We start from the raw sequence: 21,551 nt of genomic DNA on the forward strand, positions 1-21,551 counted from the left end.
AATCACCATGTGCGCAGCACGTCCCCGATCCGGACGTGGCGGCGCGAGCGCGCCTCCGCCACCACTGCGGCGGCCAGGGCGGCTGCGGTCGCACCCACCACGAGCGCGAACGGCCACCACGGGACGCGCAGGCCGGGTTCGCCGCCGCCCGCGAGCGACCCCAGCCCCTGCGCGGAGGTCAGCAGCACCGCGACGAGCACCCCCGAGGCCAGGCCCGCGGCCACCGCCGCCGCCAGCACGGGGGCGAGCTCGGCCGCTGCGAGGGCCCGGCCCGCAGCCCGGGGGGTACCGAGCGTGCGCAGCACTGAGAGCACCCGGGTCCGCTCGGGCGCGGTGGCGAGCACAGTCAGCGCCACGGCCGCGACGCCGAGGGCGGTCAGCAGGCCCGCCGCCAGCAGGTAGAGCGCGACGAGGCCCACGGCGAGCGGGTCGGTGCGCAGCGCCGTGGCGCGCTCGTCGCGCGTCGTCACGGTGCCCGACGACGCCCCGGCTGCCCTCACCTCGTCGACCGCGGCCTGCGTCCCGGGCCCGTCGAGCCAGACGACGTCCACCGGCAGCTCGCCGGGCGAGATGCCGAGCGACCCGGCCAGCGCCGTCCTGTCGACCACGACCACCGGTGCCGTGGGCGGGCCGGTGACGTCCGGGTAGGGGCCGGTGCGGACCAGGTCTACCACGCCCACGGGGGTGAGCGGGACCGTCGAGTCGAGCGCCCAGACGTCCGGCTCAACCAGGGCGGCGGTCCGCGCGAGGCCGGGGTCGAGCAGGGCGGGGACGGGGCCGCCGGGGGCGACCGGTCCGGCGTCGGCCAGCGCGGCCAGCTGCGGGAAGGCCGCGGCGTCGACGGCCAGCACCGTGACCTTGATCCCGCTGCCCTGCGCGAACGTGCGCCGAGGGAGGACCGCGCCCGAGGCCGTCGTCACGCCGGGACGCGCCGCGAGGGCGAGCGCCGAGAGGTCCTCGTCCGGCCCGTCGACCCGGGCAGCCGCGCCGACGACGACGTCCGCCGCCTCCTCCTGCGCGTACCGGACGGTCGTCGCGGCCGCCGCGCACGAGACGGTGAGCGCCGCCGTGATCGTGAGGGCCAGGACGGGGGCCGCCGCGCTCGCCCCGGCGGCGCCACGGGACCTCCCGCCCGCCGCCCGGGAGGCGGCGACGAGCGGCACCAGCCCGCGGCCCCGGGAGGCCGCCCCCGCCAGGGTGCCGAGCAGCAGGGGCACGACCCGCAGCACCACCACCGTGCACGCACCCGCCAGCAGGATGGGCGCGGCGGCGACGAGCAGGTCGCCGTCGGGCACCACGCCACGGACCAGGGCGGCCGCGACCGCCGCCGCAGCGAGCGCGACGACCGCCCCCTCGGCCGACGCGCGCCAGGTGCGCCGCACGCGCGCGTCGCGCTCGCGGTCCCGGCGGTTGGCGGCCACGCGACGTCCTGCCCACGACGACGCGGCGACCTGGGCGGCGAGAGCCACCGGGGCGCCCGCCGCCACGGCGAGCACCGCGACGGCGGGCAGGAGCTCGATGCCGGACGGCGGCCCGCCGCCGGGCAGCGTCGCCGCGACGGCGACGAGGGCGGCGACCAGCGTGACGGGTACCGACTCGGCTGCCGCGCGCAGCGCCACCGACGCGACCGACGCGCCGCGCGCCCGCTCGAGCTCCAGCACCTGTCGGCGGCGTGCCACCAGCAGGCTCGCGGCGAGGAAGAGGACCAGGCCGCCGGCCGCCGCGAGACCGGTCAGCACCGCGGCGGCCTGGCCCCGGGCGACGGCGAGGCGGGCCTCGTAGGTGCTGAGCACGTCGTCCAGGCTGGTCTCCAGCACGGGCGGCGCCGCCGTGGGGATCGCGAGGGCGTCCGGGTTCGTGGCGACCCGGGCGAGCACCTGGCGCAGCGTCGCGAGGTCGTCGGCGTGGAGGGCCTCCCCCTCGACGGGGAAGCGGACCTGGACCGTCGTCGACCCGGAGGCGAACACCCGCAGGGCGGCGGCGAGCGACTCGACGGGCAGCAGGGCCGCCGCCGGCCGCAGCGACTGGCCTTCGCGGAGGGGGCCGGGGGTCAGCAGGTCGGCCGCGTCGGTCCACGCGACGTCGTTCCGGTCGACGGCCTCGAAGACGCCCGTCACCCGCGCCATGACGATGTCGCCCGACAGGGCGAGCACGTCGCCCACGCCGACGCCCATGGCCTCGGCGGTCGCCGCGGAGAGCCCCACCTCGACGGCCGGTACGTCGCCCGGCGTGATGTCGTCCGGTGCGCCGGGGGCCTCTCCGGCGACCCAGGTGACGTCGCCCTGCGGGGCGTGGACGAGCCGGACGGAGAAGTCGCCGTCGGGTGCGAGCGTCGGCAGCCCGGAGGTACGCAGCACGGTCACGGGGTCCTGCGTGGCGGCACGGAGGGAGCGGGGGAGGCCGTCGTCCGCCGCCCGGGTGAGGCTCTGGGCGAGCTCGCCGGGGTGCCGGAGGCTGGTGTCCTCCCGTCCCACGTACCGGACCACGACGTCCGCGCCGGGGCCGGCGTCGGACACGACCGTGCGCAGGCCGTCGTCCGCCGCGCGGGTGAGAGCGAGGGGGGTCGCCAGGGCGCCGAGCGCCACCACGGCGGTGAGGGCTCCGTACGCCGTGACGAAGCCCGCGTGCCGCCGGGCGCGGTGCGCCGCGACGGGCAGGCCTTGGAACGTCGCGCGGAGGGCGCGGGCGGTCGCGGTCATCGGTCGGCTCCCAGTCGCAGCAGGTCGGCGGACGCCTGGCGCACCTGGCTGCGCGCCGTCGTCGTCACGGCGAGCGTGACGACCAGGAGCGCCGCGCCGCCGAGAGCGGCCAGGTGGGCCCACGGGACGTGCAGGACGGGGTCGGGTACGGGCACCCGGCCGTCCGGCCCGACGGCGAGCGCGGTCGCGAGCAGCGCCGCCACGAGCGCGCCGACCGTGGCGCCTCCGGCCAGGCCCACGGCGGCGAGCAGCCCGTGCTCCGTGAGGACGGCTCGCACCAGCGTGGCGCGCGGGACGCCGAGAGCCTGCAGCCGTGCGAGCTCCAGCCGACGGAGGCGGAGCCCCGCCGCGACGCTCGTCGCCACGCCGGCCCCGGCCAGGAGCAGAGCGGCTGCTGAGAGGATCCAGAGGGCGGCCTGGAGTCCCACCCGGTCGGGTCCGTCGAGCAGCGCCGTGCGCTCGGCGGACAGGGAGCGCAGCTCGCCGACCGCGGCCGCGGCGGCCGTCAGCGCGGGCACGGCGTCGTCGGGCACGGTGCCCCACCAGGCCTCGGGTCCGTGTGCGGGGGCGACGGCCGCGAGCTCGGCGGCCTGCAGCGCGTCGCGCCGGACGAGGACGCCGGGTCCCGCACCGCCGGGCAGGTGCTCCACGACTCCCGTCACCTCCAGGAGGAACGGCGTCGCACCGCCGAGCCGCACGGTGTCGCCCGGGGCCAGTCCTGCCGACGAGGCCAGGTCCGCGGTGACGACCGCGGGGAGGCGGCCCGGGACGAGGGGGCCCGGTGCGGCCACGAGACCTTCGCCCTCGAACGAGAAGTCGAGGAGGTCGACGCGCTGCTCCAGCGTGAGGGCGCCGGCTGACACGGTTGCCTCACCCGGCAGCTGCCTGCCGGCTCCGAGGACCTGCGTGCCGGGGGACCCGCCCGGCTGCGGGCGCGAGAGCGCTGTCCACGAGCCGTCGAGGGGGACGGGGGTCGTGGTGCCGGCCGGGTCGGTCGCGGTCAGGTTCGAGAGGGTCAGCCGCAGGTCGGCGGAGCCCGCGAGCTCCCAGCCGTCCGGCAGGTCGTCGCCGGGGAACGTCGTGACCAGCAGGCCGACCACCCGGACGGGGGTGCCCGGGGTGTCGTCGGCGGAGGCGTCGCGCAGCGCCGCCTGGCCGGCTGCGGTCCCGTTGAGGGGGAGCGTCGCCAAGGGATGCTGGCTGCGGACGCCCTGCTCGTCCTCCAGCACGACGCTCACGACGACGGTGCCGGTCAGGGGCGCGTCCGCGGAGGTGGTGACGAGCGCGGACAGCATCGAGGCGCTGCCCGGGAGCGCCAGGCCGGGTGCGGGGCCGGTGACCGGCCCGAGGTGCCCGACGACGTCGTCCCACGTCTGCGCCCCGGACAGGCCCGCGCCCGGCTCGACGCGCCCGCGCAGCACCGAGGCGTCGTCGACGGCGAGCAGCCGTGCGCTGCGGCTCTCGCTGTCGCCGTCGGCGCCGCCGAACGTCACGGAGCGGTCCGTCACGGGCTGGAGAGTCCCCGGCCGGTCGGGCGTCAGCGTGCCCACCCGGGCCGCCGCGTCGAGCGGGGAGCCCGGCACGTCGGTCAGGCGCACGTCGGTGCCCACCGCCAGCGCCGCCTGCTCCACCTGGGAGGTACGCCACGTCGCCAGCGTGACCTGGGCGAACGTGCCGCTGGCGACCGCCAGCGTCACCAGCAGCACGGTGCCCGCAGCCCGGTCCGGACGCCGCCCGGTCTCCCAGGCGGCGAGCGGGGCGACGAGGCGACGGGAGCGGGCCGCGAGGGCGTCCGTCGCGCGCGCGAGCACGGGCAGCGCCCGCACCACGAGCAGCGCGCAGGCCAGCAGCAGGAGGGCGGGTGCGGCGACGAGCACCGGGTCCGGACCCGCGGCGCCCGACGGCGTCCGGTACCGGTCGAGCTGCCAGGCCGCCACCCCGGCGACGAGGAGGAGGGCGACGGTGCCGCCGGACCGGGCGAGGACCGCCCGGACGGCGTCGGCACGGCCGGGCCGGGTCGTCGGAGCGTCGGAGTCGGCGTCGTCGGGGCGGAGCACGGGCACCACCAGCAGCGCCGCGAGGAGCACGGCTCCCGTGGTGCAGGTCCACCACAGCGCGGGGGTGCTCAGGGCGTCGGTGACCGGCAGGGCTGTGGCGCCCGGCGGGGCGAGGACCGCGGACGTCGCCCGGACGAGCAGGGCCGCGAGCCAGGGGGCGGCGAGGGCGGCGGCTGCGGCGACGACCGCGGCCTCGAGCGCGGCGAGCGCGAGAAGCTGCCCGTGCGAAGTGCCTCGTGCGGCCATCAGGGCGAGGCCGGCCGTGCGCTGCTCGGACAGCAGCCGGGCCGACAGCAGCAACGCCGCGCCGCCCACGACCGCCAGCGCCAGTCCCGCCACGAGGACGCCGGTCTGTGTCGCCGCCAGCCGGGCGGCGACGCCCTCCAGCGTGTCGTCCAGGCGGGTGGACAGCACCGAGGTCCTGGTCTGGCGGTCGGTGGCGCTCTGGAGGACCGCCTGGCCGTCGACGAGCCGGTCGCGCATCGCGGCAGACCCGGCCGCCGTCAGGCCGGCGAGGTCCGGACGGGCCGTGACGCGCGCCTCGGCGGTCGGGACGACGCCGTCCAGCAGGGGAGCCTGCGGGGTGAGCAGCGGGCCCCACACCGGGATGGTCGCGAAGCCGAAGGACTCGGGGAGCGGGAACGCCGGGTCGTGGCTCGCGCCCTCCAGGAGGTCGGTGCGCCAGGCCGAGCGAGGGCCGGTGAGCTCGTAGACGCCGGTCACCTCGACGGTGACCCGGCCGCTGTCGTTCATGCCGGCCAGAGTCAGCCGGTCTCCGACGGCCCAGCCCAGGGCCTCCGCCGCGGAGGCGGGCACGGCCACCGGGACCACGTCGGCGCCGTCCGGCGCCGGAGGCAGCAGCGGCGCGTCCTGCGCCGGGACCGTGCCCTCGACGACGCGGACGAGTGCCGGGTCGGGCACGGCCGCGAGGTAGGTGGCCGGCTCGTTCCGGGCCTCGCTGGACTGCATCAGCCCCGACGACAGCCACGCCGTCGTGGTGAGCGGCGCGTCCCCGGCCAGGGTGGCGAGGGCGCCGGTCGCCGCTCCGACGGCTGCTCGGGTCGCGTCCCCGGTGCCCATCGGCCCGCCGAGGCGCAGGTCGGCGACCAGGGCGACGTCGTCGGGCCGGGCGTCGTCGAGCGCCGCGCCGAGCGCGTGGTCCTGCGCTGTGGTGAGGAGCAGGGCGAACGACCCGAGCAGGGAGCAGGTCACGAGCGTCAGCGCGGTCACGGCGGTGAGGACGCCGAGCTGGGCGGCAGCGCGGCGGCCGAGCACACGGGGCAGCCAGGCCACGGGTCTCCTCGGAGGTCGGGACGGCTCCCGGGCGGTCCCCGGTGGCCGTGCCCGGCCGACGCTACCTATACGAGTGGGAGCGTTTCCATGAGGAAACCGATGTCGTTATGGAGACGTGACCGACCTCTCGCCCGGACGCGCGGGACGGTGAGCGACGGACGGTGGCCGGCGGGTGCCGGACGGTGGCCGGCAGGTGCCGGCCCGCGTGCCCGCGGACTCCGCGGGCACGCGGGCGAGGCGTCAGGCCTGGGGCGGACGCGTCATCGACAGGACGTCCAGGGCGGTGTCGAGCTGCTCCTCGGTGACCTCGCCGCGCTCCACGAAGCCCAGGTCGACGACGGCCTGGCGCACGGTGACGCCCGCCTTGACGGAGTGCTTCGCGACCTTCGCGGCGGCCTCGTAGCCGATCACCCGGTTGAGCGGCGTGACGATCGACGGCGACGACTCCGCGAGCGCGCGGGCACGCTCCACGTTCGCGGTGATGCCCACGACCGTCTTGTCTGCGAGCACGCGGCTCGCGTTGGCGAGGAGGCGGATCGACTCCAGGACCCCCTGAGCGATCACCGGGATCTGCACGTTGAGCTCGAACGAGCCCGACGCCCCGGCCCATGCCACCGTGGCGTCGTTGCCGATGACGCGCGCGCAGACCATGAGCACGGCCTCCGGGACCACCGGGTTGACCTTGCCCGGCATGATCGACGAGCCCGGCTGCAGGTCGGGGATGAAGATCTCCCCGAGGCCGGTGTTGGGGCCGGAGCCCATCCAGCGCAGGTCGTTGCAGATCTTGGTCAGCGACACGGCGATGGTGCGCAGCGCGCCGGACAGCTCGACGAGACCGTCACGCGAGGACTGCGCCTCGAAGTGGTCCCGCGCCTCGGTGAGCGGCAGGCCCGTGTCCTCGGCGAGCAGGGCGATGACCCGCTGCGGGAAGCCGGCCGGCGTGTTGATGCCCGTGCCCACCGCGGTACCGCCCAGCGGCACCTCCGCGGCGCGGGGGAGTGCCGCCTGGAGGCGCTCGACGCCGTAGCGGATCGCCGCCGCGTAGCCGCCGAACTCCTGGCCCAGGGTCACCGGGGTGGCGTCCATGAGGTGCGTGCGACCCGACTTCACCACCGTCGCGTACTCGTCGGCCTTGGCCTGCAGCGCGCCGGCGAGGTGCTCGAGGGCGGGCACCAGGTCCTTGATGACGCCCGACGTCGCCGCGACGTGGACCGACGTGGGGAACACGTCGTTGGACGACTGGGAGGCGTTCACGTGGTCGTTCGGGTGCACGTCCTGGCCGAGGGAGCGCGTGGCCAGGGTGGCGAGCACCTCGTTGGTGTTCATGTTCGACGACGTGCCGGAGCCCGTCTGGTACACGTCCACCGGGAAGTGCGCGTCGTACGCCCCGGTCGCCACCTCGTCGGCGGCTGCGACGATCGCGTCGGCGATCGCCTGGTCGAGGACGCCCAGCTCGGCGTTGGCCTGGGCCGCGGCCTTCTTGATGCGGGCGAGCGCTTCGATGTGGCCACGCTCCAGCGGTGTGCCCGAGATGGGGAAGTTCTCCACGGCCCGCTGCGTCTGGGCACGGTAGAGCGCGTGCGCGGGGACCCGCACCTCACCCATCGTGTCGTGCTCGATGCGGTACTCGGTGGGGTCGGCGCCGGGCACGCCGGACGGGACGACGGTGTCTGCAGTCATGGAACTATCGTGCCGCACCGCGCGGGACCGCCCATCGTGAACCGTGTCACGCCGAGGGGTCACTCCGCCGGCTGCTCACCCACGTCTCCGACCACGTCCACGAGGCGGGCGCTGCCCTCGGCGAGGTCGTACTCGACGCCCACCACGGCGCACCGGCCCTCCGCCACGGCCTGGGCGAGGCCCGCGGAGTAGCCGTGCAGCATGCCGACCGTGTGCACCACGTGCTGGCGGCGCAGGATGTCCGGGTCGGACAGCGCCCGGATGTCGATCCCGGGATCACCGGCCGTGATGTTGACGATCGAGGGGATGACGCGGTCCACGATCGCGCGCACGAAGCCGTTCGGCTGCTCGCCCGTGGCCAGGGTGTGCGCCGCCGCCGCGACTGCGCCGCACGAGTCGTGGCCGAGGACCACCACGAGCGACGCGCCCAGCACGTCCACGCCGTACTCGATCGAGCCGATCACGGTCGTGTCGAGCACGTGCCCGGCGGTGCGGACCACGAAGACGTCGCCGAGGCCCTGGTCGAAGATGATCTCCGCCGCGACCCGCGAGTCGGAGCAGCCGAAGATCACCGTGTGCGGGTACTGGGCCGCCTGCAGCTCACGCCGCCGGTCGGCGCTCTGCGAGGGGTGCGCCGGCTCGCCCGCGACAAACCGGGCGTTGCCTGCCCGGAGCCGCGCCCAGGCCTCCTGGGGCGTCAGCGGGACCCTCTCCTGCGTGGCGGTCATCGTGCGAGCTCCTCTCGTCGTGGGGGGTTGGCCCCGGCCCGGGACACCGTGATCGCCGCGACGGCGACGCACCGTTCCAGGACCGAGGTGGTCACGTCGGTACCGATCGCGCGCAGCTCCGCGCGGCGTGCGGCACCCAGCAGGCCGGCGTCCCAGAGGCCGTCGAGCAGGGCGCCCATGAACGAGTCGCCCGCGCCCACGGTGTCGACGACCTCGACCTTCGGGGCCGCGACCTCGACCTCGCCGCCGGCGGTCACCGCGACGGCTCCTGCGCCGCCCAGGGTGACCACCACGAGGGCCGGACCCCCGCTCCGCCACGTGCGGGCGACGTCGCGCGGGTCCTGACCCGGGTAGAGCCAGGCGAGGTCCTCGTCGCTGACCTTCACCACGTCCGCCAGGCCCACCAGAGCCTCGATCAGAGGTCGGGCGGTGTCCGCGTCGCCCATGATCGCGGGGCGGGCGTTCGGGTCGTACGTCACGGTGGCGGTGGTGCGCGCGGCCTCCAGCAGGGCGCGCACCTGGGACGCCCCCGGCTCCAGCACGGCGGCGATGGAGCCGGTGTGCACCGCGAGCGTGCCCTCGGAGGCCGCGGCGTCGTCGGGCACCCGCCAGGTGAGGTCGAAGTCGTAGGTGGCCGCGCCCTGCGCGTCCAGCGTGGCGACGGCGACGCTCGTGCGGTCCGCGCGGTCGCTGCCCGCCACGACCGTGACCCCGGACTCGGCGAGCCAGCCCCGCACCAGGTCACCCCGCGCGTCGGGCCCCGTCCAGGTCGCCAGCCGCACGTCCCGGCCCAGCCGGCCGAGAGTCAGCGCGACGTTCGCGATGCTGCCGCCCGGGTGCTCGGCCGACGTGCCGTCCGGGCGGTGCACCTCGTCGACCAGCGCCTCGCCCACGGCGAGGACGTGGCCGCTCACGCGGCGTCGCCCGGGGTACCGGACGAGGCGGCCTGCGCCGCGGCGAGGCGCTCGCGCGCGCCGTCGAGCCATTCCTGGCAGCGGGCCGCGAGGGCCTCGCCGCGCTCCCAGAGGGCCAGCGACGCCTCCAGGGGCTCGCCGCCCGCCTCCAGCCGTCCGACGACGCGGACCAGCTCGTCACGCGCCTGCTCGTAGGAGAGGGATGCCACGTCGGTGAAGTCGAGGTCGGTGCTCACGAGGAACAGTCAACAACACGCCGCCCACATCCGTGGCGACTCGTCCACAGGCTGTACAGCACCGCACGTCGCGCCCTGCGACAATGCGTTTGGACCTGGGCGTGCGAGGCCGGACCATGGTGACCCATGGGCCATCTCGAAGTCGCGCACGTGGAGTACCAGCTCCCCGACGGCCGGACGCTCCTCGGGGACGTCTCCTTCCGGGTCGGTGAGGGCAGCGCCACAGCGCTCGTCGGGCCGAACGGTGCCGGCAAGACCACGCTCCTGCGGATCGTCACCGGCGAGCTGAAGCCGCACGGCGGCACCGTCACCGTGTCGGGCGGGCTCGGGGTCATGCCCCAGTTCGTCGGGTCCGTACGCGACGCCTCCACCGTCCGTGACCTGCTCGTCTCCGTCGCGACCCCGCAGATCCGGGACGCGGCCCGCGCCGTCGACGCCGCGGAGCAGGCCATGCTCGAGTCGGACGACGAGGACGTCCAGATGGCGTACGCGCAGGCGCTCGCCGACTGGGCCGAGGTGCGCGGCTACGAGGCCGAGACGCTCTGGGACGTGTGCACCATGGCCGCGATGGGCGTGCCCTACGACCGCGCGCAGTTCCGCGAGGTCCGCACCATGTCCGGCGGCGAGCAGAAGCGGCTCGTCCTCGAGGCGCTGCTCCGCGGCACCGACGAGGTCCTCCTCCTCGACGAGCCCGACAACTACCTCGACGTGCCCGGCAAGCGGTGGCTCGAGGCCCGGATCCGGGAGACGCGCAAGACCGTCCTGTTCGTGTCGCACGACCGCGAGCTGCTGGCCAGCGCCGCCGACCGGATCGTGTCGCTCGAGCCCGGCCCCGCCGGGGCCGACGCCTGGGTGCACGGCGGGGGCTTCGCCACCTTCCACGAGGCCCGCCAGGAGCGCTTCGCCCGGTTCGAGGAGCTGCGCCGACGCTGGGACGAGAAGCACGCGCAGCTCAAGAAGCTCGTGGTCACGCTACGGCAGGCCGCCGCGGTGAGCCACGAGATGGCGTCACGCTACCGGGCGGCCCAGACGCGCCTGGCGAAGTTCGAGGAGGCCGGGCCGCCGCCCGAGCCGCCGCGCGAGCAGGACATCACGATGCGCCTGCGGGGCGGGCGCACGGGACTGCGCGCCGTCACGTGTGCGGGGCTCGAGCTCACCGGGCTGATGAAGCCGTTCGACCTCGAGGTCTTCTACGGCGAGCGGGTCGCCGTGCTCGGGTCCAACGGGTCGGGCAAGTCCCACTTCCTGCGGCTCCTCGCCGGGGGCGACGTGGCGCACACCGGGACGTGGAAGCTGGGCGCTCGCGTGGTGCCCGGCCACTTCGCGCAGACGCACGCCCACCCCGAGCTCGTGGGGCGCACGCTCCTGTCGATCCTCTGGGAGGACCACTCCCTCCAGATGGGCCCCGCCATGTCGTCGCTGCGACGGTACGAGCTGGTCGGGGCAGCCGAGCGGCCGTTCGACCGCCTGTCCGGCGGGCAGCAGGCGCGGTTCCAGATCCTCCAGCTCGAGCTCTCGGGCTGCACCGCGCTGCTCCTCGACGAGCCCACCGACAACCTGGACCTCGAGTCCGCGGAGGCGCTCCAGGAGGGCCTCGAGGCGTTCGACGGCACGGTTCTCGCAGTCACCCACGACCGGTGGTTCGCCCGGTCGTTCGACAGGTACCTCGTGTTCGGGTCGGACGGTGTGGTGCGCGAGACAGCCGAGCCCGTCTGGGACGAGCGACGGGTGGACCGGGAGCGCTGAACGCGCCCGGCCCACCCCGGTCACCGGCTGCTGAGGCCGTGTGATCGGTCGGGTCAGCGGTCCTTGTCCGCGATGTCCCGGATCGAGTCCTTCGTGTCGTCCATCGCGTCCTTGAGGCGGTCACCGGCCTGCTTGGCCTCTGCCCCGGCCTGCTCGCCGCGCCCCTCGGCCTGCATGTCCTCGTTGTTCGTGGCGTTGCCGAAGGCCTCCTTGGCCTTGCCCTTGGCCTCCTCGGCCTGGTGCTTCATCTTGTCGCCCATGCCCATGGCTCCTCCTCGGGTCGTTGCACGGCGCCTCGTCGCGGCGCCCCTCGGACGTCTCCACCGTGGCACCGGCCGCCGCCGCTCGCACCCGTGGGCGCACGCGACGGCGCCAGGCGCACGCGACGGCGTCAGGCGTACGCGGCGCCGTCAGGCGTTCGCGGCGGTGACCTCCGCCTCGAGCGAGCCCTGCGCGAGCCGGACGTGCACTCCTGAGCCGACCACGACGTCGTCGGGCGAGCGGACCACGTGGCCGTCAGCACGCTGGACGACGGCGTAGCCGCGCTCCAGCGTGGACGCGGGAGAGAGGGCGCGGACCTGCGCGCCGAGGCGGCCGATCTCGCCCGCCGCCCGCAGGAGGAGGGCGTTCAGCGTGTGGCGGGCGTGGCCCACGGCCTGCGTGACGTCCTGCTCGCGCCAGTCGACCATGACCTCCGGCGCCGCAAGGACCGGGCGGGACCGCATCCCGTCCAGGCCGCGCTGCTCACGGTCCAGGAGCGCCGCGACGGCACCTCGCATCCGCGTGCGGGCCTGGACGACGCGGGACCGCTCCTCGGACACGTCCGGGACGATCCGCTTGGCGGCGTCCGTGGGCGTGGAAGCGCGGTAGTCGGCGACGAGGTCGAGGAGCGGGGCGTCCGTCTCGTGCCCGATCGCGCTGACGAGCGGCGTGCGGCAGGCCGCCGCGGCCCGGACGAGCGCCTCGTTGCTGAACGGCAGGAGGTCCTCGACCGAGCCGCCACCCCGTGCGACGACGATCACCTCGACCTCGGGCCGGGCGTCGAGCTCGGCGATCGCGTTGCTCACCTCCCGCACGGCGTTCACGCCCTGGACGGCGACCTCCCTGGTCTCGAACCGGACCTGGGGCCAGCGGGCACGGGCGTTGACCACCACGTCGTGCTCCGCCTTGGACTCCCGGCCGCACACCAGGCCCACGACGGCCGGCAGGAAGGGCAGCGGGCGCTTGCGCTCGGGGTCGAAGAGGCCCTCGGCGGCCAGGACGCGACGGAGCTGGTCGATGCGGGCCAGGAGCTCACCCACGCCGACGGCGCGGAGCTCGCTGGCCTGCAGCTGGAGGGTGCCGCGCTTGGTCCAGAACGTGGGCTTGGCGTGGATGACGACATGGTCGCCCTCGCTCGGGGCCACCGGGAGCATCGCCAGGATGCGGCTGAAGATCGTGACCGGCAGGGACACGTCGAGGTCCGTGTCGCGCAGCGTCAGGTACTGCTGCCCGCTGCCCGGCCGGTGGTTGAACTGCACCACCTGCCCCTCGACCCACACGGGCGGCATGCGGTCGATGTAGCCGCGGATCTTCTCCGAGAGGACGCGCACCGGCCAGGGGCGCGACGGCGTGGTGTCGAGGGCCTTCTCCGGGAGCGGCAGCGGGGTGGTGGGCTGGTCTGTCACGCTCCAAGCCTGCCCCACGCCACCCACACAAGGCCTCCTCACCGCTCGCCTAGACTGGCGGCGTGACTGTCACCGCCTCGCCCACCCTCACCAAGCGCGTGCTCCTCGCCGCGCCCCGCGGCTACTGCGCGGGTGTCGACCGCGCTGTGGTCGCCGTCGAGAAGGCGCTGGAGCACTACGGCGCGCCGGTGTACGTGCGGAAGGAGATCGTGCACAACAAGCACGTCGTCGAGACCCTCCGCGACCGTGGCGCTATCTTCGTCAACGAGACCGACGAGGTGCCTGAGGGCGCCCGCCTCGTGTTCTCGGCGCACGGCGTGTCGCCGGCCGTCCGGGCCGCCGCCGCAGTGCGGAAGCTCGACACCATCGACGCCACGTGCCCCCTCGTGACCAAGGTCCACAAGGAGGCCGTCCGGTTCGCCGACGACGACTACGACATCCTGCTGATCGGCCACACCGGTCACGAGGAGGTCGAGGGCACCGCGGGCGAGGCTCCCGACCACGTGCAGATCGTGAACTCGCCGGACGAGGTGGACAAGGTCGTGGTCCGCGACCCCGCCAAGGTGGTGTGGATCTCGCAGACCACCCTGTCGGTGGACGAGACCATGGAGACGGTTCGCCGCCTCCGCGAGAAGTTCCCGTCCCTGCAGGACCCGCCCAGCGACGACATCTGCTACGCCACGCAGAACCGCCAGGTCGCGGTGAAGAAGCTGGCCCCCGAGTGCGACGTCGTGATTGTCGTGGGCTCGGCCAACTCCTCCAACTCGGTGCGCCTCGTGGAGGTGGCGCTCCAGTCGGGCGCCCGCTCCTCCTACCGCGTGGACCGTGCCACCGAGATGCAGGACGAGTGGTTCGAGGGCGCGACGACGGTGGGTGTCACCTCCGGCGCCTCCGTGCCCGAGATCCTCGTCAACGACGTCATCGCGCGGCTCGCCGAGCACGGCTTCGCCGACGTGCAGGAGGTGCGCACCGCCACCGAGGACCTCATGTTCTCCCTGCCGCGCGAGCTGCGCCCCGCGCTCAAGGCCGCCGGCGAGGTGGACCCGCGCCCGCGTCGCGAGAAGCGCAAGGAGCTTCCGCTCGCCTGAGGTTCATCGAGATCGACTGTATGAGGGCCGTCCCTGCCGGTGGGTGGGGGCGGCCTTCCGCGTCCTTCGACGGAGGGGCAGTCGTCAGAAGGGTGGGTCGCCGGGGTCGGTGGGGGTGTGGCTGTCGGTCCGGTGGTGGTGGGTGGGGTCGGTCGGGGCGGGTGGGCCGGTGTAAGTGCGGCCGGTGGGTGAGGTCCAGGTCGTGGTGCCGGTGTCGGGGTCGCGAGTGACGGTCCAGCTGGTGTGTGTCTTGGCGCGGTGGTGTCGGCGGCACAGGGCGTGCAGGTTGGTGGCGCGGGTCTGCCCGGGGTCGTCGGTGTCTGGTTGACCGCTGGTTCCTGGTCGTCTGCCGGCAGCTTTGCTGTGGTGGTTGTAGGGCTCGATGTGGTCGAGGTCGCTGTGTTCGGCGGGCTGGTCGCAGCGGGGGAAGGTGCAGGTCTGGTCGCGGTGCTGGACTGCGCGGCGCAGGGCTGGGCCGGGGGTGTAGGTGGTGGTGGAGTAGTCGGTCAGGATCCCGGTGGCCGGGTCGGTCAGGAGTCGTTGCCAGGTCGCGTCCTGGGCCAGGTCGCGGGCCAGGTCGGCGGGGACGGGGCCGTAGCCGTTCAGGTGGGCCGGTCCGTGGTCCAGGCCGAGCAGGGTGCTCGCGGCGACGGTGACCCGCACCTGGGGGCGTGTGGGTACGACCTGCAGCACGTAGCCGCGCCCGCCGACCTGCGCGCCGCACGACGCGCACGACCCGGTAGTCCCGTCCGCTGTGCGCGCCGTGCCCGCCGCGGCCGCCGCCGACTCCGAACCTGTCGCTGCTGCGGGTGCCTGCTCTGTCGGGGGCGCATTCCTCGCCGGACGAACCGTCGTCGTGTCGTTGTCGTTGCTGCTGGTGGGCAGGATGCGGCCGGTGGTCAGGGCGACCAGGACGTCGGCGCGGGCCTGGGCCAGGGTGCGGGCCTCGTCGGGGGTGCGGGAGATGGTGTGGGCGGCGTCGTCGACGACGGCCCAGAGGGCTGCGGCCTGCTCGGCGGGCAGGTACGCGGTGAGGTAGGCCATGGAGTTCTCCACCGGTTCCAGGCGCACGTACCGCTGCTCGGTCGCGGCCTTCCGGTTCGTCTCGACCGCCTGGGGGCAGGACGCGACGGCTTCTGCCAGCATCCGCCGGCGCAGCGCGCGCAGCCCGAGCCGGGGGGCGTCGGGCAGGACCCGGACGGTGGCCTCCCGGCGGGCGGCGGGGTGGGCGAACACCCCGGCGAACGCCAGGATGTCGACCTTGGCGACGTCGAGGACCCCGGCGCGCAGGGCGTCACGGGTCTCGGGCAGGTCGCCCAGCGCCTGGCCGCGGGCGACCAGGGTGCGGCCTACGTGCCCGGCATGACCCACGACAAGGCCGAGCTCCTCACCCAGGTGCTCCCGCTCGGCGGACCACGCCCGCCGCGCAGCGAGCTCACCGGCCGCGGAGGCCTGCACCGACGCGGCCCACGCCCCCAGCCGGGCACCCGCGGCGACAACCTCGACCAGGACGCTGTCTCCCGCGTCGGCCAGATCGACCCCGGCCAGCAGACGCGCCAACTCCGGACCGGGCACCGCTCCCGCGAGCAGCCCTTCCAGGCCCGCGTCGTCCGACAGGCTGGCATCCCCCTCCAGCCCCGCGTCGTCCGACCCGGAAGCTGCCGTGGCTGCTGGCGTGGCGTCCGCCGTCGGCACAGCGGCCACGGTCGAGGAGGGCAGCACCGACAGGGGTGTAAGAATCGTCGGCCGGGCGCCGGTACCCGCCGGCGGGGTGTGCAGCGAGGCAGTGACGGTCACATCGCTGGCGACACCCGGACTGGGAACCCAGGACACGTCCGGCACCACACCGAGGGCGCCACGGGGGGCGCTACCGAGCGACAGGCCGGCTCCGGCCCGCCCTACCCGCGCACCACTCGACGACTCGAACATGAGTTCTATTCTATCGAGCGGACCCTGGACCGCGACCCGAACCGCGAATCTGTGGACAACTCCAGGCCGGGGTGCCCCCTCGCTCGGCGCGGCGCAGAGGGGGCGCCGGTTGCCCGGGCGGCGTCGCCTATCGCGGCCTGCCCGGCCCGAGCTCCACGCTAGACCCGGCCACCCACACGCTAGACCCGGCCACCCACACCCCCGGGCCGGCCTCCGGGGCCCGGGCCGCCGTCGAGCGCGTGACGCCGGGCCTCGCCGGACGCTCCGGCTACCACGAACGGCCGAGCAGGAGCGCGCTGGCTCGCGTGCTCACCTCGGCACGGCTGCGCCCACCGGGGTGGTCGACGGCGATGAGGTGAGTGCCGATCGCCATGCAGAACGCGAGCAGGCTGCGCGCCTCGACCTCGTCCGGGTCGGAGCAGAAGGTGCTGATCGCGTCGCGGAGCAGCTGCATCCGCCGGTCGTCCACCCTGCGGAGCCGTTCGGCGACCGCCGGGTCGCGGCGGGCCCAGTCGCGGACGGCCAGGTCGATGGGGAACAGCCGCTCGCTGGAGAACGTCAGCTGCCCGGCGAGCCGAGCCTTCTCCAGGGCGTCGCCCCCCGCCCGTTCGACCTGGTCGAGGACGTCGTCGACGCACTCCCGCTCCCACGTGTCCAGCATCTCGGCCAGGAGCGCGCCCCGGTCGGCGAAGTAGCCGTAGAAGCCGCCCTTGGTCACCCCGAGGGCCTTCGCCAGCGACTCGACCTTCACGGTGTCGACGCCGCCGGCCGCGAGAGCCCGTAGGCCCTCCTCGACCCACTTCTCGCGCGGGGTCCGCAGTGCGCCCATAGGTGTGACCTGCCTCACGATCTTGCGGGATATACGGCTCCGTACAAGCGGGCTACCGTTGAATATACGTAACCGTATAACAATGAGGAGCTGATGATGCCGACACGAAGACGTCCCCTGATCACCTGGGCCGGTGGGCTGATAGCCCTCTACGGAGCGGCCCACACCGTCGGCGCGCTGACCGTCGAGGGCGCTGCACACCACGCTGGCGCATGGTTCAGCGGGGAGCTCTGGGGCGCGGACCTCTCCCGCATGAGCCCGGCGAACAGCGCCTACTGGCTGACGATCGACAGCTTCGGACCGCAGCTGGTCCTGATCGGTCTGCTGGTCCTCTGGCTCGATCGCCGAGGTCTCACTCCGCCGGCGTTCCTCGCCTGGGGACTGGCGGCCTGGGTCGCGGTCGACGCCGTGGTGCTGGGATGGACGCCCAACGGGCTGATCATCGTGGCACCGATCGTGCTGCTCCTGGTCGGCGCCTACCGCAGGCGCCCTGACGGACAGCGCGAACCGGTCGCGCCCGCGGAGGAACGAGCGGGCTGAGGCCGGGCCGCGCTCGTCAGCCGGCAGCCTGCGAGGTGCCGGGTCCGTCCTCGGGGAGGGCCTTCTCGACGGCCTCGAGCGCCCGCTGATCGCTGGCGACCAGGGTGGTGACCTCGAGCTCCTGCACGAGGACGCTCCGGTGGAAGGACTGGTCGAGTGCTCGGTCGATCGCCACGACGCCACCCTCCTCGGCGGCGAGCAGCTCGGACTTGGTGATGGGCCGAGGTACCTCCTCGATCCCGCGGACCTCGTCGATGTGCTCCTTCTCGTCCACGACGTCGAGCTCGATCATGCGCCGGGCCGAGGTGAGGACGTTCCGCTCGAGCGAGCCGATCATCGAGTTGTAGCTCTTGGTGGCCGACTCGAGCGCCCTGCCCGTCTTGGTGATGTGCGAGGTCATCGTGACGAGTCGCGAGTAGAGCTCCTTGCCCACCTTGAGCACCTGGGCGGCGTTCTCCGCGAGGGCGTCCTGGCGCCAGGCGTAGGCGACCGTACGCAGCAGCGCGATCATCGTCATGGGGGTGGCGACGATGACGTTCTTGCTCACCGCGTACTCGAGCAGGTCCGGCTCGCGCTCGACGGCCGCGGAGAGGAACGCCTCAGCGGGCACGAACATGACGACGAACTCCGGCGCGGGGGAGAACTGGTTCCAGTACTTCTTCGAGGCCAGGTCGTCCACATGCTTCTTCATGTGCCGCACGTGGGCGTCGAGCCTCTGCTCGCGGTAGCCCTCGTCCGTGGCCTGCTGCGCCTCGAGGTACCCGAGGAAGGCGACCTTGGCGTCGACCACCACGTGCTTGCCGCCCGCGAGGTGGACCACCATGTCGGGCCGGAGCAGCGTGCCGTCCTCCGTGGTGGCGTGCGCCTGCTCGGTGAAGTCCACCCGGTTGAGCATCCCGGCAGCCTCGACCACGCGCCGCAGCTGCAGCTCGCCCCACGCCCCGCGCGTCTGCGACGAGCGCAGGGCCGTGACGAGGTCGCTCGTGCCGACGCGCAGCTCTGCGGACGCCTCGGCGACGGCCCGCATCTGCTCGACGATGGCGCCCTGCCCCTCGATCCGGGCCTTCTCCGCCTGGAGCACCTCCGTACGGACCTGGTCCACGGCCTTGGTGAGCGGATCCACCAGTGCTCGGACTGCTTGCTCGCGCTGGGCGAGCACCTCCTCGCCGCGCACCGTGGACGCCTTCAGTCGCGCCTCGGCCAGCTCGAGGAACTGCTTGTTGTTGGCGGCCAGGGCCTCGCCTGCCAGCGCCTGGAAGTGCCGCGCGGCGTTCTCCTGCTCGGCGCGCGCGGCGGCCACCTGCTCCTCGGCTCGCTCCCGAGCGGCCTGCACCTCGCGGTTCGCTGCCTCGACCTGGGCCTGGAGACGCACCACCTCGACCTGGGCGGCATGCCGGTCGGCGTCGGCCTCGGCGCGGGCGCGGGCGGCCGACACCTCGGCGGCGCGCAGGACCGAGGCCGTGCGTCCGGAGTGCCAGAGCCAGCCCACGAGCCCGCCCACGACGAGCGCCCCCAGGGCCAGCAGCACCGTTCCGAGGATCTCCATGGCGACAGGCTGCCACGCGCTACCGACACTCCCGCGCAGAAACCCCGGACGTCCCGCGAAGTCCCAGGTCAGCGCCTGGAGGAGAAACGCGACACCTCCACCTGGCGGGGGAGCGGGCGCGGGGAACTCATCCTCCGGGACGATCCGCTGTGTCGGCGGCGCCCGCTAGGTTGGCGGCATGACAGCGCAAGCCGGCCCGCCGCCGTCGGGCACCAGCGACCTCGCGCCCCAGGGCGCGCCCACGCCACCGCCCGACCCGGCGGCGGCGATGAGCCTGCGCGGCCTGTGGAAGCGGTTCGGCCAGAAGATCGCTGTCCACGGAATCAGCCTCGACGTGCCGTCCGGCTCGTTCTACGGGCTTGTCGGCCCCAACGGCGCGGGCAAGACCACCACGCTGTCCATGGCGACCGGGCTGCTGCGGCCCGACTACGGGTCGGTCCACGTGCACGGCACGGACCTGTGGGCGCAGCCCGACCAGGCCAAGCGCCAGCTGGGCGTGCTGCCCGACGGCGCGCGGCTCTTCGACCGCCTCACCGGCACGCAGCTGATCACGTACGCCGGTCTGCTGCGCGGTCTCGACCGGGACACCGTCGCGAGCCGGACGCAGGACCTCCTGCGGGCGCTCGACCTCACGAAGGACGCCAACACGTTCGTCGTGGACTACTCGGCCGGCATGACCAAGAAGATCGCCCTCGCCAGTGCGATGATCCACGCGCCCGCCACCCTGGTGCTCGACGAGCCGTTCGAGGCGGTCGACCCCGTCAGCGCGGCCAACATCCGCGAGATCCTCGCCGACTACGTCCGGAGCGGCGGCACCGTCGTCGTGTCGAGCCACGTCATGGACCTCGTCCAGCGCATGTGCGACCACGTCGCCGTCGTCGCCGCCGGACAGGTCCTCGCTGCGGGCACCGTCGACGAGGTGCGGGGAGACCAGAGCCTCGAGGACCGCTTCGTCGACATGGTCGGCGGCCGGGCGACGGGGGAGGGACTCGAGTGGTTGCGCACCTCGTCCGCCTCAAGCTGACGCTCCTCGCCAACACGTTCCGGCGCAGCGTCTGGCAGACGATCGGCCTGGTCGTCGCCTCCCTCTACGGACTGAGCGTCGTCGGGCTGCTCGTCGCCGCGGTGATCGCCACCGGCACCTACGACACCGAGGTCCTCGGACTGGTCGTCACCCTGGGCGGCGCTCTCGCGACGCTCGGCTGGTGGCTGGTCCCGGTCTTCCTCTTCGGCGTCGACGCCACGCTCGACCCGCACCGCTTCGCCACGTTCGGCATCCCGCGCCGCACGCTCGTCGCCGGCCTGGGGGTCGCCGCCCTGATCTCGGTACCGGGCATCGCCACGGTCCTCACGGGGCTCGGTGTGACGGTCGCCTGGTGGCGCACGCCTGCGCTGCTGCCGGTGGTGCTCCTGGGCGTCGCCCTCGGCGTCACCACCTGCGTCCTCGGTTCGCGTGCGCTCACCACGGTGCTCGCCCCGCTCCTGGAGGCGCGGCGGTTCCGCGAGATCCTCGCGATCCTCGCGATGGTCCTGCTCGTGATGATCGGCCCCACCATCTCCTGGCTCGGAGGGGGCCGGGACGGCACCACGACGGTCACGATCACCAGCCCCGAGGGCATCCGGCTGGTCGCGGACCAGCTTGCCGGGGTGGTCGGGTGGACGCCGCTCGGCGCGGCCTGGTCGCTCCCGGCCACGGCGTACGACGGCGCCTGGCTCGCCTTCGCGGGCCGCCTCGCGGTGGCCGTGGGCACCGTCGCGCTGCTCTGGTTCGTGTGGGAGCGGGCGCTGGGACGCGCCCTCGTCCGTCCTCCGGTGGGCGGAGGGCGTGGCGCCAAGGCGAAGGGACTGGGCTGGTTCGGCCGCTTCCCGGCCACCCCCACCGGCGCGGTCGCGGCCCGCAGCACCACCTACTGGCTCCGCGACCCGCGTTACGGCTCCGTCCTCGCGATCGTGCCGCTCATGCCGGTCATCCTGTGGTTCTCGGGGCGCGAGACCGACAACCAGCTGCTGCTGATCCTCGCCCCGATCGTGGCGTGGGTGCTCGGCTTCGGGCTGTCCAACGACGTCGCCTTCGACCACACCGCGTTCGCGCTGCACGTGGCGACCGGCGTCCCAGGCTCGGCCGACCGCTGGGGCCGCGTCATCCCCGTCCTGTGCTTCGGCGGCCCCGTGGTCGTCCTCTTCGCCGTCTTCTCGGCGGTGGTCGCGGGGCACACGGCGCTGCTCCCGGCGGTCCTGGGCCTGAGCCTCGGCACGCTCGGGCTCGGCCTCGGGGTGTCCAGCGCCGTCTCGGCCCGGCTGGTCTACCCGGTCCCCAAGCCGGGGGAGAGCCCGTTCAAGCAGCCGCAGGGTGCCGCGGTCGCGTCGATGGTCTCCCAGACGATCGCGCTGCTCGTCGTCGCCGGGCTGTCGATCCCGTCCGTGGTGCTCTCGATCCTCGCCTTCGCGCAGGACAGCGCCCCGCTGGCCTGGGTCGCTCTCGGTGTGAGCCTCGCGGTGGGGGTCGGCGTGCTGGTCGGGGGCGTCCGGATCGGCGCCCGGACGTACGACCGGCGCGCGCCCGAGCTGCTGCAGCAGGTGCAGTCGTTCGCCTGACGCG

16 protein-coding genes are annotated in these 21,551 nt (G+C 74.5%); 5 read left to right on the forward strand and 11 right to left on the reverse strand.

What is annotated here, in order from left to right:
* Window positions 1–2: 2 nt before the first annotated feature.
* The 6 genes from AC060K_RS03000 to AC060K_RS03025 all read right to left on the reverse strand — a co-directional run bounded on the left by AC060K_RS03000 (window position 3) and on the right by AC060K_RS03025 (window position 9,607).
* On the reverse strand, window positions 3–2,699 hold the full coding sequence (locus AC060K_RS03000) for an FtsX-like permease family protein (RefSeq protein ID WP_483763965.1): 2,697 nt from the start codon (window positions 2,697–2,699) through the stop codon (window positions 3–5).
* The gene (locus tag AC060K_RS03005; RefSeq protein ID WP_483763966.1) at window positions 2,696–6,049 is read right to left on the reverse strand and encodes an FtsX-like permease family protein; all 3,354 of its coding nucleotides are present in this window, start codon (window positions 6,047–6,049) and stop codon (window positions 2,696–2,698) included. The genes AC060K_RS03000 and AC060K_RS03005 overlap by 4 nt, the downstream gene beginning before the upstream one ends.
* A 240-nt stretch (window positions 6,050–6,289) precedes the next feature.
* Entirely contained in the window at window positions 6,290–7,729 is a 1,440-nt protein-coding gene (locus tag AC060K_RS03010; protein ID WP_483763967.1) for a class II fumarate hydratase, read from the reverse strand.
* Window positions 7,730–7,788: 59 nt separating this feature from the next.
* Window positions 7,789–8,457, reverse strand: coding sequence for a carbonic anhydrase (locus tag AC060K_RS03015; protein WP_483763968.1), 669 nt, complete (start codon window positions 8,455–8,457; stop codon window positions 7,789–7,791).
* Window positions 8,454–9,371, reverse strand: coding sequence for a carbohydrate kinase family protein (locus tag AC060K_RS03020; RefSeq protein WP_483763969.1), 918 nt, complete (start codon window positions 9,369–9,371; stop codon window positions 8,454–8,456). The genes AC060K_RS03015 and AC060K_RS03020 overlap by 4 nt, the downstream gene beginning before the upstream one ends.
* The gene (locus tag AC060K_RS03025) at window positions 9,368–9,607 is read right to left on the reverse strand and encodes an exodeoxyribonuclease VII small subunit (protein ID WP_483763970.1); all 240 of its coding nucleotides are present in this window, start codon (window positions 9,605–9,607) and stop codon (window positions 9,368–9,370) included. Before AC060K_RS03025 ends, AC060K_RS03020 begins: the two co-directional genes overlap by 4 nt.
* Before the next feature lie 126 nt (window positions 9,608–9,733).
* Here AC060K_RS03025 and AC060K_RS03030 point away from each other — a divergent pair, with 126 nt between their 5' ends.
* On the forward strand, window positions 9,734–11,353 hold the full coding sequence (locus AC060K_RS03030) for an ATP-binding cassette domain-containing protein (protein WP_483763971.1): 1,620 nt from the start codon (window positions 9,734–9,736) through the stop codon (window positions 11,351–11,353).
* A 53-nt stretch (window positions 11,354–11,406) separates the two neighbouring features.
* On the opposite strand, the gene AC060K_RS03035 is transcribed toward AC060K_RS03030, so the two are convergent.
* On the reverse strand, window positions 11,407–11,619 hold the full coding sequence (locus tag AC060K_RS03035) for a CsbD family protein (RefSeq protein WP_483763972.1): 213 nt from the start codon (window positions 11,617–11,619) through the stop codon (window positions 11,407–11,409).
* Window positions 11,620–11,763: 144 nt separating this feature from the next.
* A complete protein-coding gene (gene xseA, locus AC060K_RS03040) occupies window positions 11,764–13,020 on the reverse strand; it encodes an exodeoxyribonuclease VII large subunit (RefSeq protein ID WP_483763973.1) in 1,257 nt (418 codons plus the stop codon).
* 62 nt (window positions 13,021–13,082) lie between these two features.
* Between xseA and AC060K_RS03045 the strand changes: the two genes are divergently transcribed.
* Entirely contained in the window at window positions 13,083–14,108 is a 1,026-nt protein-coding gene (locus AC060K_RS03045) for a 4-hydroxy-3-methylbut-2-enyl diphosphate reductase (RefSeq protein ID WP_483763974.1), read from the forward strand.
* 84 nt (window positions 14,109–14,192) lie between these two features.
* On the opposite strand, the gene AC060K_RS03050 is transcribed toward AC060K_RS03045, so the two are convergent.
* Together AC060K_RS03050 and AC060K_RS03055 are read right to left on the reverse strand one after the other, a co-directional pair.
* Window positions 14,193–15,830, reverse strand: a complete 1,638-nt coding sequence (locus AC060K_RS03050; protein WP_483763975.1) for an HNH endonuclease signature motif containing protein — start codon at window positions 15,828–15,830, stop codon at window positions 14,193–14,195.
* Between the two features lie 475 nt (window positions 15,831–16,305).
* Window positions 16,306–16,866 carry a TetR/AcrR family transcriptional regulator gene (locus AC060K_RS03055; protein WP_483763976.1) on the reverse strand — a complete coding sequence of 187 codons (561 nt, stop codon included), beginning with the start codon at window positions 16,864–16,866 and terminating at the stop codon, window positions 16,306–16,308.
* Window positions 16,867–16,962: 96 nt separating this feature from the next.
* Here AC060K_RS03055 and AC060K_RS03060 point away from each other — a divergent pair, with 96 nt between their 5' ends.
* The gene (locus AC060K_RS03060; protein WP_483763977.1) at window positions 16,963–17,406 is read left to right on the forward strand and encodes a hypothetical protein; all 444 of its coding nucleotides are present in this window, start codon (window positions 16,963–16,965) and stop codon (window positions 17,404–17,406) included.
* A 16-nt stretch (window positions 17,407–17,422) separates the two neighbouring features.
* On the opposite strand, the gene AC060K_RS03065 is transcribed toward AC060K_RS03060, so the two are convergent.
* Window positions 17,423–18,952, reverse strand: coding sequence for a DNA recombination protein RmuC (locus AC060K_RS03065; protein WP_483763978.1), 1,530 nt, complete (start codon window positions 18,950–18,952; stop codon window positions 17,423–17,425).
* A 178-nt stretch (window positions 18,953–19,130) separates the two neighbouring features.
* Here AC060K_RS03065 and AC060K_RS03070 point away from each other — a divergent pair, with 178 nt between their 5' ends.
* Window positions 19,131–19,976, forward strand: coding sequence for an ABC transporter ATP-binding protein (locus AC060K_RS03070; RefSeq protein WP_483763979.1), 846 nt, complete (start codon window positions 19,131–19,133; stop codon window positions 19,974–19,976).
* Window positions 19,946–21,547 carry a hypothetical protein gene (locus AC060K_RS03075; protein WP_483763980.1) on the forward strand — a complete coding sequence of 534 codons (1,602 nt, stop codon included), beginning with the start codon at window positions 19,946–19,948 and terminating at the stop codon, window positions 21,545–21,547. Before AC060K_RS03070 ends, AC060K_RS03075 begins: the two co-directional genes overlap by 31 nt.
* Window positions 21,548–21,551 lie beyond the last annotated feature (4 nt).

The organism is Antribacter sp. NEAU-D49, from assembly GCF_057158775.1.

Coding starts and splice junctions, on each gene's coding strand:
- AC060K_RS03055 (WP_483763976.1), bottom strand. CDS start 16,866: ATGGGCGCACTGCGGACCCCGCGCGAGAAGTGGGTCGAGGAGGGCCTA.
- AC060K_RS03000 (WP_483763965.1), bottom strand. CDS start 2,699: ATGACCGCGACCGCCCGCGCCCTCCGCGCGACGTTCCAAGGCCTGCCC.
- AC060K_RS03030 (WP_483763971.1), top strand. CDS start 9,734: ATGGGCCATCTCGAAGTCGCGCACGTGGAGTACCAGCTCCCCGACGGC.
- AC060K_RS03070 (WP_483763979.1), top strand. CDS start 19,131: ATGACAGCGCAAGCCGGCCCGCCGCCGTCGGGCACCAGCGACCTCGCG.
- AC060K_RS03035 (WP_483763972.1), bottom strand. CDS start 11,619: ATGGGCATGGGCGACAAGATGAAGCACCAGGCCGAGGAGGCCAAGGGC.
- AC060K_RS03065 (WP_483763978.1), bottom strand. CDS start 18,952: ATGGAGATCCTCGGAACGGTGCTGCTGGCCCTGGGGGCGCTCGTCGTG.
- AC060K_RS03010 (WP_483763967.1), bottom strand. CDS start 7,729: ATGACTGCAGACACCGTCGTCCCGTCCGGCGTGCCCGGCGCCGACCCC.
- AC060K_RS03060 (WP_483763977.1), top strand. CDS start 16,963: ATGCCGACACGAAGACGTCCCCTGATCACCTGGGCCGGTGGGCTGATA.
- AC060K_RS03015 (WP_483763968.1), bottom strand. CDS start 8,457: ATGACCGCCACGCAGGAGAGGGTCCCGCTGACGCCCCAGGAGGCCTGG.